18 protein-coding genes are annotated in these 17,739 nt (G+C 61.2%); 7 read left to right on the top strand and 11 right to left on the bottom strand.

The features are described from left to right. Window positions 1–43: 43 nt before the first annotated feature. The 3 genes from ACJ8IJ_RS09795 to ACJ8IJ_RS09785 form a co-directional block, all read right to left on the bottom strand. Window positions 44–1,585, bottom strand: a complete 1,542-nt coding sequence (locus ACJ8IJ_RS09795; RefSeq protein ID WP_442518584.1) for an MASE1 domain-containing sensor histidine kinase — start codon at window positions 1,583–1,585, stop codon at window positions 44–46. Continuing rightward, window positions 1,585–2,214 (bottom strand): response regulator transcription factor, encoded by a 630-nt coding sequence (locus ACJ8IJ_RS09790; RefSeq protein ID WP_004939719.1) that lies wholly within the window; start codon window positions 2,212–2,214, stop codon window positions 1,585–1,587. The genes ACJ8IJ_RS09795 and ACJ8IJ_RS09790 overlap by 1 nt, the downstream gene beginning before the upstream one ends. Before the next feature lie 123 nt (window positions 2,215–2,337). After that, entirely contained in the window at window positions 2,338–3,102 is a 765-nt protein-coding gene (locus ACJ8IJ_RS09785; protein ID WP_442518583.1) for an arylamine N-acetyltransferase family protein, read from the bottom strand. A 158-nt stretch (window positions 3,103–3,260) separates the two neighbouring features. Between ACJ8IJ_RS09785 and ACJ8IJ_RS09780 the strand changes: the two genes are divergently transcribed. Continuing rightward, window positions 3,261–3,881 (top strand): HD domain-containing protein, encoded by a 621-nt coding sequence (locus ACJ8IJ_RS09780; protein ID WP_004939713.1) that lies wholly within the window; start codon window positions 3,261–3,263, stop codon window positions 3,879–3,881. Here ACJ8IJ_RS09780 and ACJ8IJ_RS09775 read toward each other — a convergent pair. The 3 genes from ACJ8IJ_RS09775 to pyk are packed head-to-tail and all read right to left on the bottom strand — an operon-like array spanning window position 3,841 to window position 6,948. Further along, on the bottom strand, window positions 3,841–4,773 hold the full coding sequence (locus ACJ8IJ_RS09775) for an AEC family transporter (protein WP_015377036.1): 933 nt from the start codon (window positions 4,771–4,773) through the stop codon (window positions 3,841–3,843). The genes ACJ8IJ_RS09780 and ACJ8IJ_RS09775 overlap by 41 nt on opposite strands. 7 nt (window positions 4,774–4,780) lie before the next feature. Continuing rightward, on the bottom strand, window positions 4,781–5,515 hold the full coding sequence (locus ACJ8IJ_RS09770) for a TSUP family transporter (RefSeq protein ID WP_004939707.1): 735 nt from the start codon (window positions 5,513–5,515) through the stop codon (window positions 4,781–4,783). After that, window positions 5,515–6,948 (bottom strand): pyruvate kinase, encoded by a 1,434-nt coding sequence (pyk, locus tag ACJ8IJ_RS09765; protein WP_442518582.1) that lies wholly within the window; start codon window positions 6,946–6,948, stop codon window positions 5,515–5,517. The genes ACJ8IJ_RS09770 and pyk overlap by 1 nt, the downstream gene beginning before the upstream one ends. A gap of 305 nt (window positions 6,949–7,253) precedes the next feature. Between pyk and ACJ8IJ_RS09760 the strand changes: the two genes are divergently transcribed. Next, the gene (locus ACJ8IJ_RS09760; protein ID WP_442518581.1) at window positions 7,254–8,006 is read left to right on the top strand and encodes an SDR family NAD(P)-dependent oxidoreductase; all 753 of its coding nucleotides are present in this window, start codon (window positions 7,254–7,256) and stop codon (window positions 8,004–8,006) included. On the opposite strand, the gene ACJ8IJ_RS09755 is transcribed toward ACJ8IJ_RS09760, so the two are convergent. After that, window positions 7,991–8,887, bottom strand: a complete 897-nt coding sequence (locus ACJ8IJ_RS09755) for a LysR substrate-binding domain-containing protein (protein ID WP_085336487.1) — start codon at window positions 8,885–8,887, stop codon at window positions 7,991–7,993. The two genes, ACJ8IJ_RS09760 and ACJ8IJ_RS09755, sit on opposite strands and share 16 nt — an antisense overlap. A 117-nt stretch (window positions 8,888–9,004) precedes the next feature. Between ACJ8IJ_RS09755 and ACJ8IJ_RS09750 the strand changes: the two genes are divergently transcribed. Next, a complete protein-coding gene (locus ACJ8IJ_RS09750; RefSeq protein WP_442518580.1) occupies window positions 9,005–9,784 on the top strand; it encodes a HalD/BesD family halogenase in 780 nt (259 codons plus the stop codon). A 38-nt stretch (window positions 9,785–9,822) separates the two neighbouring features. Here ACJ8IJ_RS09750 and ansP read toward each other — a convergent pair whose 3' ends face one another. Both ansP and ACJ8IJ_RS09740 read right to left on the bottom strand, forming a co-directional pair. Further along, window positions 9,823–11,289: an L-asparagine permease gene (ansP, locus tag ACJ8IJ_RS09745; protein ID WP_049239954.1), complete on the bottom strand. Its 1,467-nt coding sequence runs from the start codon at window positions 11,287–11,289 to the stop codon at window positions 9,823–9,825. A 431-nt stretch (window positions 11,290–11,720) separates the two neighbouring features. Then, entirely contained in the window at window positions 11,721–12,158 is a 438-nt protein-coding gene (locus ACJ8IJ_RS09740; RefSeq protein WP_442518579.1) for a PACE efflux transporter, read from the bottom strand. A 112-nt stretch (window positions 12,159–12,270) separates the two neighbouring features. On the opposite strand from ACJ8IJ_RS09740, the gene ACJ8IJ_RS09735 reads away from it, so the two are divergent. Then, window positions 12,271–13,164 (top strand): LysR family transcriptional regulator, encoded by an 894-nt coding sequence (locus ACJ8IJ_RS09735; protein ID WP_004939692.1) that lies wholly within the window; start codon window positions 12,271–12,273, stop codon window positions 13,162–13,164. 16 nt (window positions 13,165–13,180) lie between these two features. Here ACJ8IJ_RS09735 and ACJ8IJ_RS09730 read toward each other — a convergent pair whose 3' ends face one another. Beyond that, on the bottom strand, window positions 13,181–13,744 hold the full coding sequence (locus ACJ8IJ_RS09730) for a DedA family protein (protein ID WP_004939690.1): 564 nt from the start codon (window positions 13,742–13,744) through the stop codon (window positions 13,181–13,183). 50 nt (window positions 13,745–13,794) lie between these two features. After that, window positions 13,795–14,472, bottom strand: coding sequence for a DJ-1/PfpI family protein (locus ACJ8IJ_RS09725; RefSeq protein WP_154870544.1), 678 nt, complete (start codon window positions 14,470–14,472; stop codon window positions 13,795–13,797). 91 nt (window positions 14,473–14,563) lie between these two features. Here ACJ8IJ_RS09725 and ACJ8IJ_RS09720 point away from each other — a divergent pair, with 91 nt between their 5' ends. The 3 genes from ACJ8IJ_RS09720 to pbpG all read left to right on the top strand — a co-directional run bounded on the left by ACJ8IJ_RS09720 (window position 14,564) and on the right by pbpG (window position 17,738). After that, window positions 14,564–15,508: a GlxA family transcriptional regulator gene (locus ACJ8IJ_RS09720; protein WP_004939686.1), complete on the top strand. Its 945-nt coding sequence runs from the start codon at window positions 14,564–14,566 to the stop codon at window positions 15,506–15,508. Between the two features lie 45 nt (window positions 15,509–15,553). Continuing rightward, on the top strand, window positions 15,554–16,657 hold the full coding sequence (locus ACJ8IJ_RS09715) for an adenosylhomocysteinase (RefSeq protein WP_442518578.1): 1,104 nt from the start codon (window positions 15,554–15,556) through the stop codon (window positions 16,655–16,657). Window positions 16,658–16,808: 151 nt separating this feature from the next. Then, window positions 16,809–17,738 carry a D-alanyl-D-alanine endopeptidase gene (gene pbpG / locus ACJ8IJ_RS09710; RefSeq protein WP_015377045.1) on the top strand — a complete coding sequence of 310 codons (930 nt, stop codon included), beginning with the start codon at window positions 16,809–16,811 and terminating at the stop codon, window positions 17,736–17,738. Window position 17,739: the final 1 nt, after the last annotated feature.

Here is a 17,739-nt window from a genome sequence, read left to right as displayed (position 1 = left end):
AGGGGATGAGAGAAAGTCCGGACTGGCTAAGACTTTTTCCTAGTTAGTCGGCGGTTTGTTGCAAATTTGTGGGCAGGTTAACAATTACCCGCGTGCCGCGCTGCGTGTCCAGCGTCAGTTCGCCGCCGAGCGCGCTGACCCGTTCGCGCATCCCCTGAATGCCGAGGCCGGGCGCCTTGTCCGCACGGATGCCGATGCCGTTGTCCCGCACCTCGAGGTGCAAAAGTGCCCCCTGTTGATACAAAACGATGGCGACTTCGCTGGCTTCGGCGTGTTTGCACACGTTGTTGAGCAGCTCTTGCAGCAGCCGGTAGAGGGTGAAGCGCACCGTCTCGCCGGCGGGCGTGTCGATGAGCCGGTAGTCGAAACGGCAACGGATGCCCCGTTCGCTGAAGGCGAATTCATTCAGCAGGTGGTGAAGCGCGTCTTTGAACGCCAGTTCGTCCAGCGCGGGCGGGCGCAGCTGGCGCAGCAGCTGGCGCGTGGAGTGATGTATGCGCCGGGCGAGATCGGCAATCTGGTTCGCGGCGGCCTGGGTTTGCGCCGGATCGCGCGCCCGCTTGACCAGCTGCGACTGAATTTGAATGGCAGTGATGTTCTGGCCGATTTCATCGTGCAGCTCGCGCGCCAGGTTCTTTCGCGTGTCTTCTTCGGTGTGGATCAGTTTTTCGGTCAACGCCCGCCGCGCTGCCAGCTCTTCTTCCAGCCGTCGGCGATAGTGGTGCAGGTTTTGCGCCAGGTGCTGCTGACGGCTGATGGCGATGCCCAGACCGATGCCGAGCAGCGCCTGGGTCGCCAGAAAGATTTCCAGCTCGACCAGATTGCCGAACCCCACGCCGACCTGCCGCGCGAGGGTGATCATCATGCTGCCGAGCAGGCCGGACAGCACGCCGCCCTGCCAGCCGAACTTCCACGCCATCACCACGTTCGGCAAAAACACCACGATCAGCAGCAGGCGTTCGATTTCCGGCGACAGCACCATCTGGGTGCCGATGCCGATAACGAAAAACAGGCTGCACCAGATGATTAAGGACGCGCGCAGGGGCGGGTTGCTGGTGTCCAGCCCCAGCAGATGGTAACGGTGCTGCTGGCGCAGAAATTCAAAAATCAGGTAGACGAACGGGGTCAGCAAGACGCCGCCGGTAAATGACGCCAGGCCGAGCAGCATCGCCGGGCTGTGTGCGAAAGGCGCAAGCAGGGCGGTATTGAGCAGCGAAGCGGCGGTCACTGCGGCCAGCAGCAGCGTCAGCCGCTGCCAGTAGAGTGGAAAACGGCGCCAGAATCGCTGTGCGAGCGCGGCCGGGAGCAGGGTGATGAACGGCGCGGCCAGCAGGCTGTAGCCGCTCAGCAGGCGTTCGCCGTGCAGCCAGAACAGCAGCAGCACCGGCGGTATTATCAGGGCGGGCCAATAGCGGCGCGCCAGCAGGATCAGCAGCGCGAGATAGACGCCGTGAGGCAGAAACAGCGCCGCCTGATTGCCGTTGTGGGTCAGGTAGAAACCGAGCGTCCACAGCATCAGCCAGCCGCTGCCCCAGGCCAACAGGATAAACAGCGAGATAACCCAGGGCCGGAAGCGCGGTGCCATCAATGCCCCGCCAGCAGCTGATGGTCGAGGGCGAAATGCACCAGCTCGATGGTGCTGCTGCACTGCAGCTTGCCCAGGACGTTGGCGCGATGCACGTGCACCGTTTTGTGGCTGAGATCGAGCTTGAAAGCGATCTCCTTTACGCTGTCGCCTTTGACCAGCAGATCGAAGATCTCGCGCTCGCGCGGGGTCAACGCTTCCAGCGCCGCGGTCGGCTGCTCGCCGCCGCGCAGCGCCCGCAGCGCGTCGGCGCACAGGTAATGGCCGCCCATATCGACGGAGCGCACCGCCTGCACCAGCTCTTCCGGCCCGCAGCGCTTGGTCAGATAACCGCTGGCGCCGGCATCCAGCGCGCTCTGCACGAAGGTGGGGGAGTCATAAATGCTGAGTATGATCGCGCGAAACTGCGGCTTCTGCGCCCGCAGGCGTTTCAACAGGCTCAGGCCGTTTTCATCCGGCATGGCGATGTCCATCACCGCGACGCTGACGTCGTCGCGCAGCAATGCCGGCCAGGCCGCCGCTGCGTTGCTGTATTGCCCCACCACGTCGAGATCGTCCTCGAGGCTGAGCAATTGCGCAAAGCCGGAGCGCACCACCACATGGTCATCCACCAGTATCACACGGATCATTTTTCGCACTCTGTTGCCGAATCATGGCCCTATGATGCCTGCCGCCGCGGTGCTGGCAATCAGCCAAGCGCGGTTATGCAATCGGTGTAACAGAATCGTAATAAAAGGGCGTCGCCGGCGCCGTCAACGCTCCAGATCGATGGCGAAATGCTGCCACAGCGCGGCGCGGCGTTCCTCTTCCGAATGCAACGTCGTTTCGTGGCGCTGGTGATCTTCGGTCACGATCAGCTTCATGTCGCTGAGGGTCACCCGGCCCTGTTCGGTCGGCCGTGAACACACCAGGCGCTGGGTGAAGTGCGACTGCGGCGAGGTGCTGTGGAATCGGCACATCTCGTCGAACTCGGGCAACTCGCGCGGCTGAACGGTAAAGCGATACAGGGTTTTGGCATGCGAGCGCTGGTCGCCGTTGCGGCGTTCCAGCAGGTAATATTCGCCTTCCCGCTCCAGGTGGAAGGTGCCGCTGGCCTGCGGTTGCGGCTCGGCGACGACTATCTTCAGCGGTGTCAGGAAGGAATCGCCGAAACCGACATCCACCAGCCAGGCCTGCCCCGCCAGATCCACCCGCAGCGCCAGATGATCGTAGGGCGGGCCGAAATGGCCGTCGCGCGCGCGGATCTCGCCGGAGATGAAGCTCACCTTGAAACCGATCTCCCGCAACAGCAGGGCGAACAGCGTGTTCAGCTCATAACAGAAGCCGCCGCGGTTACGCTCGACCACCTTGCTGAACAGCGCTTCGGGCGCCAGCTGAATACCCTGATGATAAATAATGCTCAGGTTCTCGAACGGTACGCTCAGCATGTGGCGATGGTGCAGCTGTTGCAACGTGGGGAGGTCAGGACGGGCGGTGCCGGCAAAGCCGATATGCTGCAGGTAGCGTTGGGTATCCACAGGGTGTCTCGCATGAGAAAAAGTAGGCATAAAATAGCGGGCTTTGCGGCGTTTGTGAGCGCATTACGTGCTGCGTTGTCGGCATAACTCATAACCAAATCGACTCAGATGTCAGCATGGCTGCCGTTACACTGAATCGATATGGATAAGGAGAAAGTATGGATTTAACCTTGAAAGCGCAGCGATTTGCCAATGACGCTCACCATGCCTGCAATCAGCGGCGCAAGTTCACCGGGGAGCCGTATATCGTGCACCCCGCGGCGGTGGTGGATTTGCTGCAGCGGGCTAAGCCGACGCCAGAAATGGTCGCCGCTGCCTGGCTGCATGATACGGTAGAAGATACGGCGGTGACCCTGGCGGATATCCGGCGAGAATTCGGTCCGACGGTCGAGCGTTATGTGGAAATGTTGACCGACGTGCAGCCTCGCAGTTACGGCGGTGAGCGTCTGCATCGTAAAAATGCCAATCTGCGGCACAGCGCGCAGGCCTGTGCGGAAGCGCAGACCATCAAACTGTGCGACTTGATTGACAACAGCAAAAACATTACCGATTACGATGTCCCCTTTGCCCGTCACTATCTGGTGGAAATGGCGCGCTTATTGGCTGTTTTATCGGCGGGTGAGGCCGGCCTGTTGGCCTTGGCCCGCCGACAGTGTGCGGAAGCGATCGAGCGCATCAACGATCGTCATGGAGACGACGGCTGGTTCGACGCGTTGTGGCGGAAGTATGAGGCCCATCTTAAGCTGGATGAGCTGAAAACTGGGTCAGCAGCAAAATAACAGGGATGGTGACCGCCGCCAGCAACGTTTGGATCGTGATGATACCGGCCGACAAGCGATGATCGCCGCCCAGCAGTTTCGCCATGATGTAGGCGGAAGGTGTACAGGGTAAGGCGTTAAACAGGACGATAGTCGCCAGCACCGGGCCGGAGATGCCCAGGGTGATGCCGATTCCCAGCGTCAACAGCGGTACCAGCAGTAACTTGACGAAGGTCGATTGCAGTACGGGGCCCTGTGCCGTACGCGCCGCCTTGATATCCAGCCCCGCGCCGACCGCCAGCAACCCCAACGGCAGAGAGGCGCCGCCGAGAATGGTGAGAATGTTCTCCAGCGCCGTGCCGAGCGACCAGCCGCTGGCGTTGAAGGCCAGCCCGGCCAAGACCGAAAGGATCACTGGGTTTTTCCCCAGCGCTTTGGCGATCTGTCTGCCGCCGGGGCGGGAGCCCTGGCCGTAATGCATCAGTATGACAATCGAGGCCACGTTCAACAGCGGGATGGCGACGGCGATGCTGATTGAGGTCACCGTCAGGCCGGTGTGGCCGAAAGTCGCCGCCGCTGCGGCAACCCCGATGTAGGTATTGGGGCGCAGAGCGCCCTGTATGACGGAAGAGAAAACCGGCCCGGGCTGTTTTAGCCAGATTCGCCAGAGGTACAACGACAAGGCGCCGATCAACACGGCGCCCAGGACCGACAGGGCGATCGGCCGTACCGGAAACTGGCTCAGGTCGGCTTTGCCGACCTGAATAAACATCAGCGCCGGGAAGAGATAAAAGTAGTTCAGCTTCTCGCAGGGCAGCCAGAAAGCCCGATCGATCAGGTTTTTGTGCCGCAGAGTGAATCCCATGGCGATTAAAAATATCACCGGGATCAGAGAAAAGAGAGTCGTCGTCATGGGGAGCCTATAAATAGCCTTTAGTGAGAACGGCCACGCCATAGAAGGCAATAAAGCCGGTTACCATTTTTTCATAAACGGGAGCGCTGGCCCTCTTGAACAGCAGATTGCCGACGACCAGATACACCAGCAGAGCCAGCGGCGCCGCGGCGAAACCGTCGAGGTTCAGGGCTTGCCATTTAATGCAGGCCAGCGTGGCCAATTGGATTAAACCGAACATCAGGTAGTAACGGGAGACGGTGGTTCTTATCTCCAGTTTCTCGCGATGGCTGGCGGTAGCGTAGAGTGCCAGCAAGGCGCCACCCATGTTGGTGACGCCATGTATCAGGCCCATGACTGCGACATAAGCGCGCTGATGTTTGCCGAGATAACGCTTCACGGTTTCCTGCAGTGACAGACGAAAGCGCATCAAGGCGGAAAACAGCAGGATGGCGCCCACCAGCAGATCGACATTCATCTTCACCGTCGAATGCAAGACCAGGCTCAGCGCCAGAATGACGAAAATGGCGCAAATCAGCATATTGACCTTTTCGCGAGCGGGAAAAGCAATCCGTCGGGCGCCAAGCGTCTGCGTCAGAGAGATCAGCACCGACGACGGCAGCAGCAGCCCAAGTACGGAGGAGAAATCAACGCCCAGCATTAATAGCGTCGGTGTACCGAACACCAAGATGCCCATGCCGAAAACCGATTGGATCACGGCAAATAGCGCAATCACCAGATAGAACAACGCATGATTATCCATCAGGCCACCTCTTCTTTCCGGTGAGGTTCCCGTGCCGCGTCAGATTGCAGGTAGGCATCGGCGCTGAGCGTGCGCAAGATATTCCCGCTGATATGCTGATTGTCTTGCTGGGCGCTGACCAGCAGCAAAACATCGTGCCGATTTATCAATCCATTGTCTGACAGGACATTCAGAGCCAAACGTTCGGTTTCCGGCTGTGTCAGATCGATCCGAGGCAATGTCAGGCCAGTGATGCCTGGCAGCATATTCCAGCTGCGCACCGTCGCCGCATCGTTGCCGAATGCGACGATCGGGATGCCGATGTTGGCCATGGCGGCGATGCGCACGCTGTAACCTGTGCGAGAAAACACCACCACCCGGGAGATCGGCAAGGCGCGGATAAGGGCGCCGACAGCCTGTCGAATATCGTCAATCTGCGCAGGGGGGGATGAGTGGGGCGCATGCGCTAAATGCTGTTCCGCCTGATGGGCTACGCTGGCGATACGGGCAACGGCCTCCAGAGGATAGCGGCCTACGGCGGTTTCACCGGAGAGCATCACCGCCGCGGCGCCATCCAGCACCGCGTTGGTGATGTCGCTGACCTCCGCTTTGGTTGGCAGCGGGTTCTCTATCATGCTGTGCAGCAATTCCGTCGCTACGATGGTGGGTTTGCCCGCATGGGAGGCGGCTCGGAGGATCTGTTTTTGGTAGAGAGAAACGCGGTCGATCGAGGTTTCCACCGCCAGATCGCCGCGATCGATCATGATAACGTCGGCGGCGGCGATGACTTCCTCCAGATGCTCTATGCCGCCGCTGTTTTCCACTTTCGCCACGATGCGGGGCGTATCGCCTCCGATCAGCGTTCTGATCGCGTTGATGTGTGCCGCGCTTTCGACGAAGCTTATGCCGATGTAGTCCACTTGATGTGCTTTGGCGAAGGCGATCATGTCGCGATCTTTCTCCGTTATCAGCGCCTGCCCGAGATCGATGCCAGGCACATTGATGCCTTTGCGGCTTTTCAGTTGGCCGTCCATGTCGGCCTGTAGGTGGATGTCCCGATCGACGATGTTAACGACCTGGAACGAGAGGGTGCCATCATCGGCGAAAACCTTATCGCCCACCGTCAGCCGTTCATGCAACCGGCCGTACCCCACCGGGACTTTTTCCTCCCCGTTATGCGAGGTATCGGTCGTGAGGATCAGCGTTTGCCCTTTAGTGAATGAGGGTTCGTGTTTCAGTTGCAATGTGCGGATTTTTCTACCGGGAATGTCCAACAGCACCGGCGTATCCGGCAACGTTTTACGCAGCAGGGCGATGGTTTCCGCATGCCAGTCGAGCGTGTTGTGCGAACCGTTCAATCGGGCGACGGACATGCCGGCTTTTTCCAGCGCTGCCAACGTGTTGATGTGGCGAGAGGCGGGGCCGATGGTAGCGATAATGCGAGTCTTTGCCATGATAAATGCTCCGAAAAGTTAAGATGCATTTATCTATGACAGTTTTGTGACAGCGGGGAAAATAGGGGTTTAATCTAACTAATATATAAAAAGTTATAATGAGTTTTGGCGTCAGAGCGGGTGCGCCTTACACATTTAATGATGAAAATAAAATGGTTATACAATTTACTTCCATCGTATAGATAAAATATTGATAAGCATTACTCCTTTTATTCCTCGCCGCGTTGGGCATCACTGCTGCCGCAAACTGTCACTTGCCGGCGCTAGCCTGTTCCCCTTGAACTCAACTTGGCAGGAAAACGGCTATGCAAGATTTCAAACATCGGGTGGCGCTGGTGACCGGCGCGTCCACCGGCATTGGCGAAGCGATCGCCGCCGAGCTGTTTCGGCGCGGCGCCACGGTGGTGATGACCGGCCGCCACACTGCGCCTCTCGCCGCCGCCGCCGCGCGGCTCGATCCCGACGGCCGGCGGTTGATGACGTTGCGAATGGACGTGCGCGACGCGCAGTCGGTGCAACAGGGTATTGAAGAGATCGTGCGGCGCTGCGGCGCGCTGCATCTGCTGGTCAACAACGCCGGGATCACCGGCCCGCACGAGGTGGATATCGATCGGTACGCGGTCGAAGATTGGCATGAGGTGATCGCCACTTGCCTGAGCGGCACGTTTTTCGGCATGAAGTACGGCCTGCCGGCGATCGTCGCCGGCGGCGGCGGGGCAGTGGTGAACCTCTCTTCCGCCAACGGCGTGGTGGGCATTGCCGGGATTGCGCCCTATACCGCCGCCAAGCATGGCGTGCTGGGCCTGACGCGCTCGGCGGCGCTGGAATTCGCTACGCGCGGCGTGCGCGTTAATGCCGTCGGGCCGGGTTATGTGGATACGCCGGCGATGGGGGAACTGCCGGCGTCGGCGCGGGCGCAGATGGCCGCTTCGCACCCGATGGGGAGAATGGCGACGCGGGAAGAAGTGGCGAAAACGGTGGCTTTCCTGCTTTCGGACGACAGCAGTTTCACCACCGGTGCGTTTTACAGCATCGACGGCGGTTATACCGCGTGCTGAGCCAGCGCCTGCAGCCAGCGGAGAAACGCCGCTGCGCCGGGTTTTTCCAGCGTGCGCGGCGGGTAAACCACGTAGTAGGGTTTGCTGAGCGGCAGCGCCGGTTCGGCCAGGGTGACCAGCCGGCCCTCCGCCAGTTCACGGGCGATCAGCCGCCGCTGGCCGAGCAGCACCCCGCGCCCTTGTACGGCGGCGTCGATGGCCAGCGAGGTCAGGTTATAGGTCAGCCCGCGCCGCGGCGGCGGCGACCGATCGGCGGCGGTGAACCACTCGTGCCAGCCCGGCAGAAACTGGCTCTCCTTGCCCCAGTCGACGTGGATCAGCGGCAGCTGCGTCCAGTCGCCGCGATCGCGCAGCGCCGGGCTGCATACCGGCTGCACCCGATCCTGAAACAGCTGCACCTTTTCCAGCAGCGGGTAATCCTGATCGCCGAAGCACAGGGCGAAATCCGCCGCCGAATGGGCGAAATCGACCGCCGCATGGGTCGCGTGCAGCCGCAGATCGCCGTCGGGGCACTGCGCCAGCCAGTCGCCCAGCGCCGGGTTCAGCCATTTGGAGGCCAACGCCGGCAAGGTGAACACCGTCAGCGTCTGCTTGCCGCGCTGGCGTTCGACGTGTTGCTGCGCCACGCGCAGCGTTTCAAACGCCTCCTGCACGTAGGCCAGGTAGTCCGCGCCCTGTTCGGTCAGCGTGACGCCGCTTTTGGCGCGAATGAACAGCGTGATGCCCAGATGTTGTTCGAGCTGGCGGATCTGCTGGCTGACGGCGGCGGCGGTCAGCGCCAGCGCATCCGCCGCGCGGGCCAGGCTGCCGGTGCGAGCGGCGGTTTCGAACGCCAGAATGGCGCTCAGCTTGGGCAAGCGCGCACGGGACGGTGAGTGCATGAGCAGGGCTTATCGCTAAGAATTCGTTAACTTATCCATAACGTATTTTTGTTATGGCGGCAATGCGGCATTCGCTACAGTGAGAGGCATCCGGCTTTCGCACACGAGGGGAACGTCATGCCGCCACTTGCCGATATTATCGATCTGTCCGCCCATCCCATCGACGACGCCGCGTTCCGCACCCGCTGCCGACAAACGCTGGCGCGCGCCGGCGCGCTGGTGCTGCCGGGATTTCTGCGTGAAGCCGCGCTGGCGACGGTGCGGCTGGAGGGCGCTGAACAGCACCATGCGGCGTTTTACGCCACCAGCAAACACAACGTGTATCTACGGCCGCAGGACGACGCGCTGCCGGCCGACCATGCGCGCAACCGGCTGATGGTGTCGTCCAAGGGGTGCATTACCGACGAGGATATTCCGCCGCAGTCGCCGTTGCGCGCGCTGTACGACGCCCCGGCGTTTCGCGCGTTCCTGTGTGAGGTGCTGGGCGAGGCGCAGCTCTACCCCTACGCCGATCGGCTGTCGTCGATCAATCTGCATTACGCCCACACCGGCCAGGAGCTGGGCTGGCATTTTGACAACTCCTCGTTCGCCATCACGCTGCTGATCCAGAAACCGCAGGCGGGCGGGCGCTTCGAATACGTGGAGAACCTGCGCGACGCCGATCGCGGCGAGATGAACTATGCCGGGGTCACGCAGGTGCTGGACGGCGAGCGGGCGGTCAAACGGCTGGCGATGGAGGAGGGGGATTTGGTGCTGTTTCGCGGGCGCAACGCCATGCACCGGGTGACGCCGACCGAAGGCGACACCACGCGCATGCTGGTGGTGTTGGCCTACAATGCGCAGCCGGACGTGATGCTGTCGGAAAGCGCCAGAATGACGTTCTACGGGCGGTTATAGCGGATAAAAAAAACCGCCCCGGAGGGCGGTTTGTCGATTCAGCGTTGGCTCTGTTCTTCGTGAGCCTGCTGTTCCAGCTTCACTTCCTGCGCGCGTTTGCGCAGGCCGAACCAGCCCAGCGTCAGCAGCACCGCCAACACCGGAATGGTGGCGATGGTCCAGGTGCCGTTCGGGTAGTCGAAGGCCATCATCACCACCACGATCAGCAGAAACGCCAGCGTCAGCCACGAAGTGAACGGCGCGCCCGGCATTCTGAACGACACCGGCTGCGCGCGGCCTTCGCGCACGGCTTTGCGCAGGCGCATCTGGCAAACGATGATAAACGCCCAGGAGGCGATGATGCCCAGCGAAGCGATGTTCAGCACGATCTCGAACACCTGCGCCGGCACCAGGTAGTTGAGCACCACGCCGATCACATAGATGCCGCAGGTGACCAGGATGCCGGCGTAAGGCACCTGCTGGCTGCTCATTTTAGCCATCAGCTTCGGCGCGGAGCCGCCCATCGCCAGCGAACGCAGGATGCGGCCGGTGGAGTAGAGGCCGGAATTGAGGCTGGACAGCGCGGCGGTCAACACCACGATGTTCATGATGGTGCCGATGTAAGGCACGCCCAGCTTGCTGAAGAAGGTGACGAACGGGCTTTGGCCGGCCTGATAGGCGTTCCACGGCAGCAGCAGCACCAGCAGCACCACGGAGCCGACGTAGAACAGACCGATACGCCAGATCACGCTGTTGATCGCTTTAGGCATCATTTTGGCCGGATCTTTACACTCGCCGGCGGCGGTGCCGATAAGCTCGATGCCGGCGAAGGCGAAGATCACCCCTTGCACCAGCACCAACGCCGGCAGCAGGCCGTGCGGGAACATGCCGCCGTTTTCGGTGATCAGGTGCATGCCGGTGGTGTGGCCGGCGACCGGGGTGCCGGTGCCGAGGAAGACGACGCCGACAATCAGGAACAGCGCGATGGCGGCGACCTTGATCAGCGCGAACCAGAACTCCATCTCGGCGAACCACTTCACGCCGATCATGTTCATGGTGGCGACGATACCGAGCGCGCCGAGGGCGAACAGCCATTGCGGCACGTCGGCGAAGGTGCCCCAGTAGTGCATGTACAGCGCCACGGCGGTGATGTCGACGATGCCGGTCATTGCCCAGTTGAGGAAATACATCCAGCCGGCGACGTAAGAGGCTTTTTCACCGAGGAATTCGCGGGCGTAAGAAACGAAGCTGCCGCTGGAAGGGCGATGCAGCACCAGTTCGCCCAGCGCGCGCAGGATGAAGAAAGAGAAGATCCCGCACACCAGATAGACCAGCGCCAGCGCCGGCCCGGCCAGTTCGAGACGGCCGCCGGTACCGAGGAACAAGCCGGTGCCGATGGAGCCGCCGATGGCGATCATTTGGATTTGCCGGTTGCCCATGCTTTTGTGATAACCGGATTCATGAGAGTCTAGCCAGCGTCTTCTGGCGGCGTGTTTGTCATCCGCCGACTTTTTTTGTGAGTGCATTATCCGTCCTGTTTACCTGTCTATGTTAACCCTGCTCTTAATGAGAGCAAACGATTGCTATGACCAATCGTTATGAGAATGAGGTCGTGGCATCATTCCGCTGTTTATTGTGTATACAGCCATCATTAAAATAACGGCGAAGCATGCTACCTTTTCTCCGTAATGGTGGCAAAAAATACTGCGCATAAAACGTGAACAAGTGTGTTTATTTTTTAATCCAAATATAAAAGGATATATTATTCAAAAAGATGTGATGTTTTATCAAGACGGAAATATCGAAGAATAAAAAGTGATTAAAATCACAAAATAATAATTACCGTGCAAATTACAGGGTGTTGTTCTTATATTTTTCGGCGAGAAATAAGAGGAAGGAAATGGCGACCCGCGCAGAAAATGGCATCAGCAACGGGTCGGTGGGTGCGTAACGAGTCTTAGGCCGATTCACCGGCCGGCAGGGCCGATACGGGCAGGCCGAACAGCTTGTCGAACGCCCAGTTAAACAGGAAGGTGTAGCAAGGAATGATGACGATCAGCGCCATATCCAGCAGCAGCGCCTGCCACAGCGTGATGCCCATCCACCAGGCGATCAGCGGGATCAGATACACCACCAGCGTCAGCTGAAAGCCGACGGCGTGCAAAATGCGGCGTTTGAGCGTGCGGGTGCGCGACGCCTGGCGGCTTTCCCACCACTCGAATAAATAGTTGTAAATAAAGTTCCAGCTGACCGCGATGGTGGTGATCACCACTGCCAGCGGCCCGGTGCTGCTCGGCGCATGACCCGACAGCAGCGCCAACCCCAGTGCCGAGATCGCCATGCCGATGATTTCATAAGCGGTGACATACACCAGTTTGCGTTTGACGCCTTGCATCGTTTTCTCCCGATCTGTTTTTAGTTGCCTCTGTGGCGACGACGGCTAAGATAACGTCAACCACATTGATAGAAAAAGTCAGGAGTTGTCAGTTTTACTGACAGATAAAACAATGAATTTCTCCAGCGACAATATCGAACTGTTTTTGGCGGTGCTCGATCGCGGCTCGTTTTCCGCCGCCGCCCGCGCGCTGCGGCGCGTGCCCTCCGCCGTCAGCATGGCCATCGCCAACATGGAGGCGGAGCTCGGTTTCGCCTTGTTCGACCGTTCTCACCGTGAACCGACGCCGACTGCGCTGGCGCTGGCGCTGGCGCCGCACGCCCGCCTGATCGCCGGGCAGCTCAAGCAGCTGCAGGTGCACGCCATCGAACTGTCCCAGGGGCTGGAGAGCCGGCTTTCGATCGGCGTGGCGTCGGATATCAACGGCGCCGGCCTGCTGGCGGCGGTGAAAACGCTGTCGCAGCGTTATCCGCTGCTGAACATCGAAGTGCTCAGCGCGCCGCAGGACGACGTGCTGCACATGCTGCACGAGGGGCGCATCGGCGTTTGTCTGGCGTTCGGCGGGCTGAACGTCAACAGCGCGGAACAGTTCCACTTCGTCGGCGCGGAGTCGCTGGTGGCGATGCTGTCGCCGCAGCACCCGGCGCTGGACGGCGCGGCGGGCGAGCTGTTTCTCGAGGATCTGGTCAACGTGCGGCAGATCATGGTGGCCAGCCGCGATCTGCCGATCGGCGATCTGCGTCCCCAGGTGGCGGAGGCTTACTGGCGCACCGACAGCCTGCCGATGGCGCTGAACATGGTGGAAGCGGGCCTGGGGTGGGGCAATTTTCCGCTGTCGCTGGCCGAGCCGCTGCTGGCGCAGGGGCGGTTGGTGCGGCTGAAATTCAAAAACACCAAGAACGAGCTGCGCTTGCCGATGCATTTGATCTGGCTTAAGAATCGCCCGTTGGACAAAGCGGCGCGCGAGCTGGTCGAGCTGATGCGCGCGGCGCCGCAGGAAAGCTGACGCCCGCTGCGTTTGCTTACTCCGGGTGGCGTTTACGCCACCAGAAACGCACCAGCAGGATGGCGGCGATCGCCAGCGCGACAAACAGCAGGCTGGAGAGCTTTTTGTCGAAGCCGGTAACGAAGCGTTCGATCGCCTGGCCGCCAAAATAGCCGAGCATGACGAAGATCGTCGCCCATAAAATGGCGCCGAGGATATTGAGCGGTACGAAGCGCGACGGCGGCAGGCGGCTGGCGCCGATCAGCACCGGGCCGATGATGCGGAAACCGTACATAAAGCGCACCCCGATAACGAACAGCATCGGGTGGCGGGCGATCAGCCTTCTGGCGCGCGCGATGCGCTTTTCCTGCCCCTTGAGCCGCGAGATGACTTTGCCTTCGAACCGGCGGCCGGCGAAGTACAACAGTTGGTCTCCCATCATGCCGCCGAGCGCCACTACTGCGATCACCCACGGCCAGTGCAACAGCCCTTCATGGGCGGCGATGCCGCCCAGCAGCGTGATGGTTTCCCCCTCAGCCAGGCAGCCGATAAACAATGCCCAGTAGCCATAGTCCGTAATGTAGTGGGCCAAATCGGTCATTCCTTACTCCTTATGTGACTGACGCATAAGGGCAAGTATACGCCCGATCGCTAGCCTTGGGCGATCTGGGCCACCAACGCTCTGCGCCGCTGCAGGCTCTCCGCCATCTGCGCCTGTACCCTGGCGTAAATGTGCGGCGGGGCCAGTTCCGGCGTGCCGCCCTCGAACGGCGGGGCCGGGGCGTATTCCAGATAGAGCTGGATCGTTTGGGCAGTGTCTTCGCCGTGCAGTTCGGCGATCAGCGCCAGTGCAAAGTCGATGCCGGCGGTAACGCCGCCGCCGCTGATCACGTTGCCGTCACGCTCTACGCGTGCAGCGCTGGGTATGGCGCCGAACAGCTTCAGGCTGTCGCGCATCGACCAGTGGCAGGCGGCGCGTTTGCCCGGCAGCAGGCCGGCGGCGGCCAGGATCAGCGAACCGGTGCATACCGAAGTCAGATAGCGGGCATCGGCGCCCAGCCGCCGGATTTGCTGCATGAATGCTTTATCCTGCAGCGCCTGGGTGCAGCCGCTGCCGCCCGGCACGCACAGCACATCGCAGCGCGCGATCTCCGGCAGCGGGCGCAGCTGGGTGAAGTGCAAGCCTTCCGACTCGACATCCGCGCCGTCTACTGAAGCGACGATGATTTCCGCGCCCGGCATGCGGCGCAGAAACTGCAGTGGGCCAGTGAAATCGAGCTGGGTGACGCCTTGATAGATGGGAAATACAATCACCAGTGGTTCAGACATGACATTCGCCTCATTTTTATCGTTGGACCTGGGCCATAATAGCCGCCCTGTTTTTGGCTGATATGACAGATAACCCTCAAAAAGCGCCATCATGAAAACGATCGGTTTTGTGGTTTTTCCCGGTTTCAACCTGCTGGACTTTGCCGGCCCGCTGGCGGCGTTCGATAACGTCAACCAGTTCACTGACCCGCCGGCCTACCGCTGCATGGCGATCTCGCCGCAGGGCGGCATGGTCGCCAGCTCGGCCGGGGTGGAAATCGCCACGCAGCCGTGCGGCGACGAGCGTTTCGATACGTTGGTGGTGGCCGGCGGCAGCGGCAACGTGATGGCGGCACAGTCACCGGCGCTGGTGGCGTTCCTGGCCAACCAAAGCCGACGAGCGCGGCGTATCGCCAGCGTATGCACCGGAGCGTTTATTCTGGCGGCCTGCGGGCTGCTGGACGGCAAACGCGCCACCACTCACTGGTATCATGCGGCGCGGTTGCAGCAGAGTTATCCGCGTATCCGCGTCGACAGCAACCGCATTTTCATCCGCGACGGCGATATCTGGACCTCGGCGGGCATCAGCGCCGGCATCGATCTGGCGCTGGCGCTGATCGAGGACGATCTGGGCGCCACCCTGGCGGCGGCCGTGGCGCGGCAGCTGGTGGTCTATCACCGCCGCCCCGGCGGGCAGTCGCAGTACTCGCTGTTGCTGGCGTTGAACCCGTCGTCGGATCGCATGCGCGCCGCGCTGTCGTACGCGCGCGAACATTTGCACCAGCCGCTGTCGGTGGCGGATCTGGCCGACGCCGCCTGCCTGAGCGAGCGGCAATTCGGCCGGCTGTTCCGCGCTGAAACCGGGCAGACGCCGGCCAAGGTGGTCGAGCAATTGCGGGTAGAGGCGGCCAGGGTGCGCATCGAAGAGAGCGCCGAGCCGCTGGAAGCGATCGCCCGTTCGGTGGGGTTCAGCGATCCGGAACGCATGAGGCGGGCGTTTATCCGCGTATTTGGCCTGTCGCCGCAGGCGATCCGCCGGCTCGGCCGCGCGGGATAACTTTTTTGCCACGCCTGGCGGCGGGGCACACCAGAGGAGCAACGGATGTATCAGGATTTTGAGAGCGAATTGAGCTGGGCGACGCGTCATATGCCGCGCACCCGGGCGGCGGTGGCGGCGTTGCCGGAGCTGCACGGGGTGCGGCTGGCGTGCAATATGCACCTGGATCTGAAAATGGCGCCGCTGGTGGCCGGCCTGCTGGACAAGGGCGCGGCGATCTTTCTGACCACCTGCAATCCCACTACGGTGCAGGACGACGTGGTGGCCTGGCTGGAACGGCGGGGCGCGCAGGCCTATGCCTGGCGTGACATGAGCGCCGGCGAATGGTCGGAATCTTTCGATCGCGCGTTGGCCTGGCAGCCGACCCACCTGTGCGAAATGGGAGCGGATTTGACCACCCGTTTGCACCAATCGCCGAACGGCCCGCAGATCGTCGCCGGGCTGGAGGCCACCGGATCGGGCATCAATCGGTTAAACGGCGTGGCGCCGCGCTACCCGATCTTCAACTGGGACGATCTGCCGGTGAAAGAAGGGCTGCACAATCGGCATATGGTTGGGCTGACCGCCTGGCACACCTTCTTCCAGACCACCCATTTGACGCTGCATGAAAAGCGCGTGCTGGTGATTGGCTACGGTCTGGTCGGGCAGGGGACGGCGGCCGCGGCCAGGGCCTACGGCGGCCAGGTGATGGTGGCGGAAATCGATCCGGCGCGTGCGCTGCAGGCGCGTTATGACGGCTGGCAGGTGGTGGATCTGGCGAGCGGGGTCGCGCAGGCGGACGTGATCGCTACCGCGACCGGCGCGAAAAACGTGCTTTCGGCGCAGCATCTGCAACAGACGCAGGACGGCGTATTTATCCTCAACGTCGGCCACGTGGCGGAAGAGATCGACGTCGGCTTCCTCAAAGGCCTGCCGCACCACGAGCCGATGCCTTATGTGAACGCTTACCAACTCAATGAGAAGACGGTCTATTTGCTGGCCAACGGCTCGATGTTCAACCTGACCGCCGGCTACGGCGACAGCCTCAATGCCTTCGACGTCACGCTGGCGGTGATGACGGCCGGCATCGGCCATATCGTCGGTGCAGGGGCGCGGCAAACACCGGGGCTGTACCTGCTGCCGCAATCGGCCTGGCAGCCGGCGCTGTAACTTTTTCTACGCGGGCGTTCATCCCAGAGCGCCCGCGGGCTGTGCCGATTTTCGGCCGACAGAATTTGTCACAAATCCGCCCTATAATCCCAGTGCCAAGCGCTGAACCCTCACATATAATTCGCTGAGTTCAAGCCCCCATTTCAGAGTAATGCCTGTGAAAATACGTGTTTTGGTTCTGACCCTGCTCGCTTTGCAGGCGGGCGCAGGCTTTGCGCCGCGCGCGCTGGCCAGCGACAACGCTGCCGCCCTGCACGCCACTCAGCCTGAGCTGGCCTCCGGCAGCGCGATGGTCGTCGATATGCAAACCCATAAGGTGATGTACGCGCGCAACCCGGATGAAGTGGTGCCGATCGCCTCGATCACCAAACTGATGACCGCCATGGTCACGTTGGACGCGCACCTGCCGCTCGACGAGATGCTGTCGGTGGACATCCACCAGACGCCGGAGATGAAAGGGGTGTATTCACGGGTGCGGCTGAACAGCGAAATCAGCCGCAAGGATATGCTGCTGCTGGCGCTGATGTCGTCGGAAAACCGCGCGGCCGCCAGCCTGGCGCACCACTATCCGGGCGGCTACAACGCCTTCATCAAAGCGATGAACGCCAAGGCCAGGGCGCTGGGTATGACCAACACCCATTACGTGGAACCGACCGGGCTCTCTATTCATAACGTGTCGACGGCGCGCGATCTGACCAAACTGCTGATCGCCACCAAGCAATATCCGTTGATCGGCCAGCTCAGCACCACCACTGAGCGCATGGCCAGCTTCAAGGATCCCAACTACACGCTGCCGTTCCGCAACACCAACCACCTGGTGTACAACCCGAAATGGAACATTCAGCTGACCAAGACCGGCTTCACTAACCAGGCGGGGCACTGCCTGGCGATGCGCACCATGATCGGCAACCGCTCGGTGTCGCTGGTGGTGCTGGACGCCTTCGGCAAATACACTCACTTCGCCGACGCCAACCGTCTGCGCAGCTGGATTGAAACCGGTAAGGTGACACCGATCCCGGCCGCTGCCCGCGACTATCGCCGCCAAAAAGACGCCCGTCTGGCGAAGAACGACAGCGAATAAC

The sequence above is a fragment of the Serratia sp. CY40230 genome, from assembly GCF_052168835.1.
Lineage (GTDB): Bacteria > Pseudomonadota > Gammaproteobacteria > Enterobacterales > Enterobacteriaceae > Serratia > Serratia nematodiphila.
Note: the sequence above shows the minus strand (reverse complement) of the source record. Positions and strands in the feature narration are given on the sequence as shown.

What these genes read in the sequence shown, in the direction of transcription:
- ACJ8IJ_RS09795 (WP_442518584.1), bottom strand. Translation starts at nt 1,585, where the DNA reads ATGGCACCGCGCTTCCGGCCCTGGGTTATCTCGCTGTTTATCCTGTTG.
- ACJ8IJ_RS09790 (WP_004939719.1), bottom strand. Translation starts at nt 2,214, where the DNA reads ATGATCCGTGTGATACTGGTGGATGACCATGTGGTGGTGCGCTCCGGC.
- ACJ8IJ_RS09780 (WP_004939713.1), top strand. Translation starts at nt 3,261, where the DNA reads ATGGATTTAACCTTGAAAGCGCAGCGATTTGCCAATGACGCTCACCAT.
- ACJ8IJ_RS09775 (WP_015377036.1), bottom strand. Translation starts at nt 4,773, where the DNA reads ATGACGACGACTCTCTTTTCTCTGATCCCGGTGATATTTTTAATCGCC.
- ACJ8IJ_RS09770 (WP_004939707.1), bottom strand. Translation starts at nt 5,515, where the DNA reads ATGGATAATCATGCGTTGTTCTATCTGGTGATTGCGCTATTTGCCGTG.
- pyk (WP_442518582.1), bottom strand. Translation starts at nt 6,948, where the DNA reads ATGGCAAAGACTCGCATTATCGCTACCATCGGCCCCGCCTCTCGCCAC.
- ACJ8IJ_RS09760 (WP_442518581.1), top strand. Translation starts at nt 7,254, where the DNA reads ATGCAAGATTTCAAACATCGGGTGGCGCTGGTGACCGGCGCGTCCACC.
- ACJ8IJ_RS09755 (WP_085336487.1), bottom strand. Translation starts at nt 8,887, where the DNA reads ATGCACTCACCGTCCCGTGCGCGCTTGCCCAAGCTGAGCGCCATTCTG.
- ACJ8IJ_RS09750 (WP_442518580.1), top strand. Translation starts at nt 9,005, where the DNA reads ATGCCGCCACTTGCCGATATTATCGATCTGTCCGCCCATCCCATCGAC.
- ansP (WP_049239954.1), bottom strand. Translation starts at nt 11,289, where the DNA reads ATGCACTCACAAAAAAAGTCGGCGGATGACAAACACGCCGCCAGAAGA.
- ACJ8IJ_RS09740 (WP_442518579.1), bottom strand. Translation starts at nt 12,158, where the DNA reads ATGCAAGGCGTCAAACGCAAACTGGTGTATGTCACCGCTTATGAAATC.
- ACJ8IJ_RS09735 (WP_004939692.1), top strand. Translation starts at nt 12,271, where the DNA reads ATGAATTTCTCCAGCGACAATATCGAACTGTTTTTGGCGGTGCTCGAT.
- ACJ8IJ_RS09730 (WP_004939690.1), bottom strand. Translation starts at nt 13,744, where the DNA reads ATGACCGATTTGGCCCACTACATTACGGACTATGGCTACTGGGCATTG.
- ACJ8IJ_RS09725 (WP_154870544.1), bottom strand. Translation starts at nt 14,472, where the DNA reads ATGTCTGAACCACTGGTGATTGTATTTCCCATCTATCAAGGCGTCACC.
- ACJ8IJ_RS09720 (WP_004939686.1), top strand. Translation starts at nt 14,564, where the DNA reads ATGAAAACGATCGGTTTTGTGGTTTTTCCCGGTTTCAACCTGCTGGAC.
- ACJ8IJ_RS09715 (WP_442518578.1), top strand. Translation starts at nt 15,554, where the DNA reads ATGTATCAGGATTTTGAGAGCGAATTGAGCTGGGCGACGCGTCATATG.
- pbpG (WP_015377045.1), top strand. Translation starts at nt 16,809, where the DNA reads ATGCCTGTGAAAATACGTGTTTTGGTTCTGACCCTGCTCGCTTTGCAG.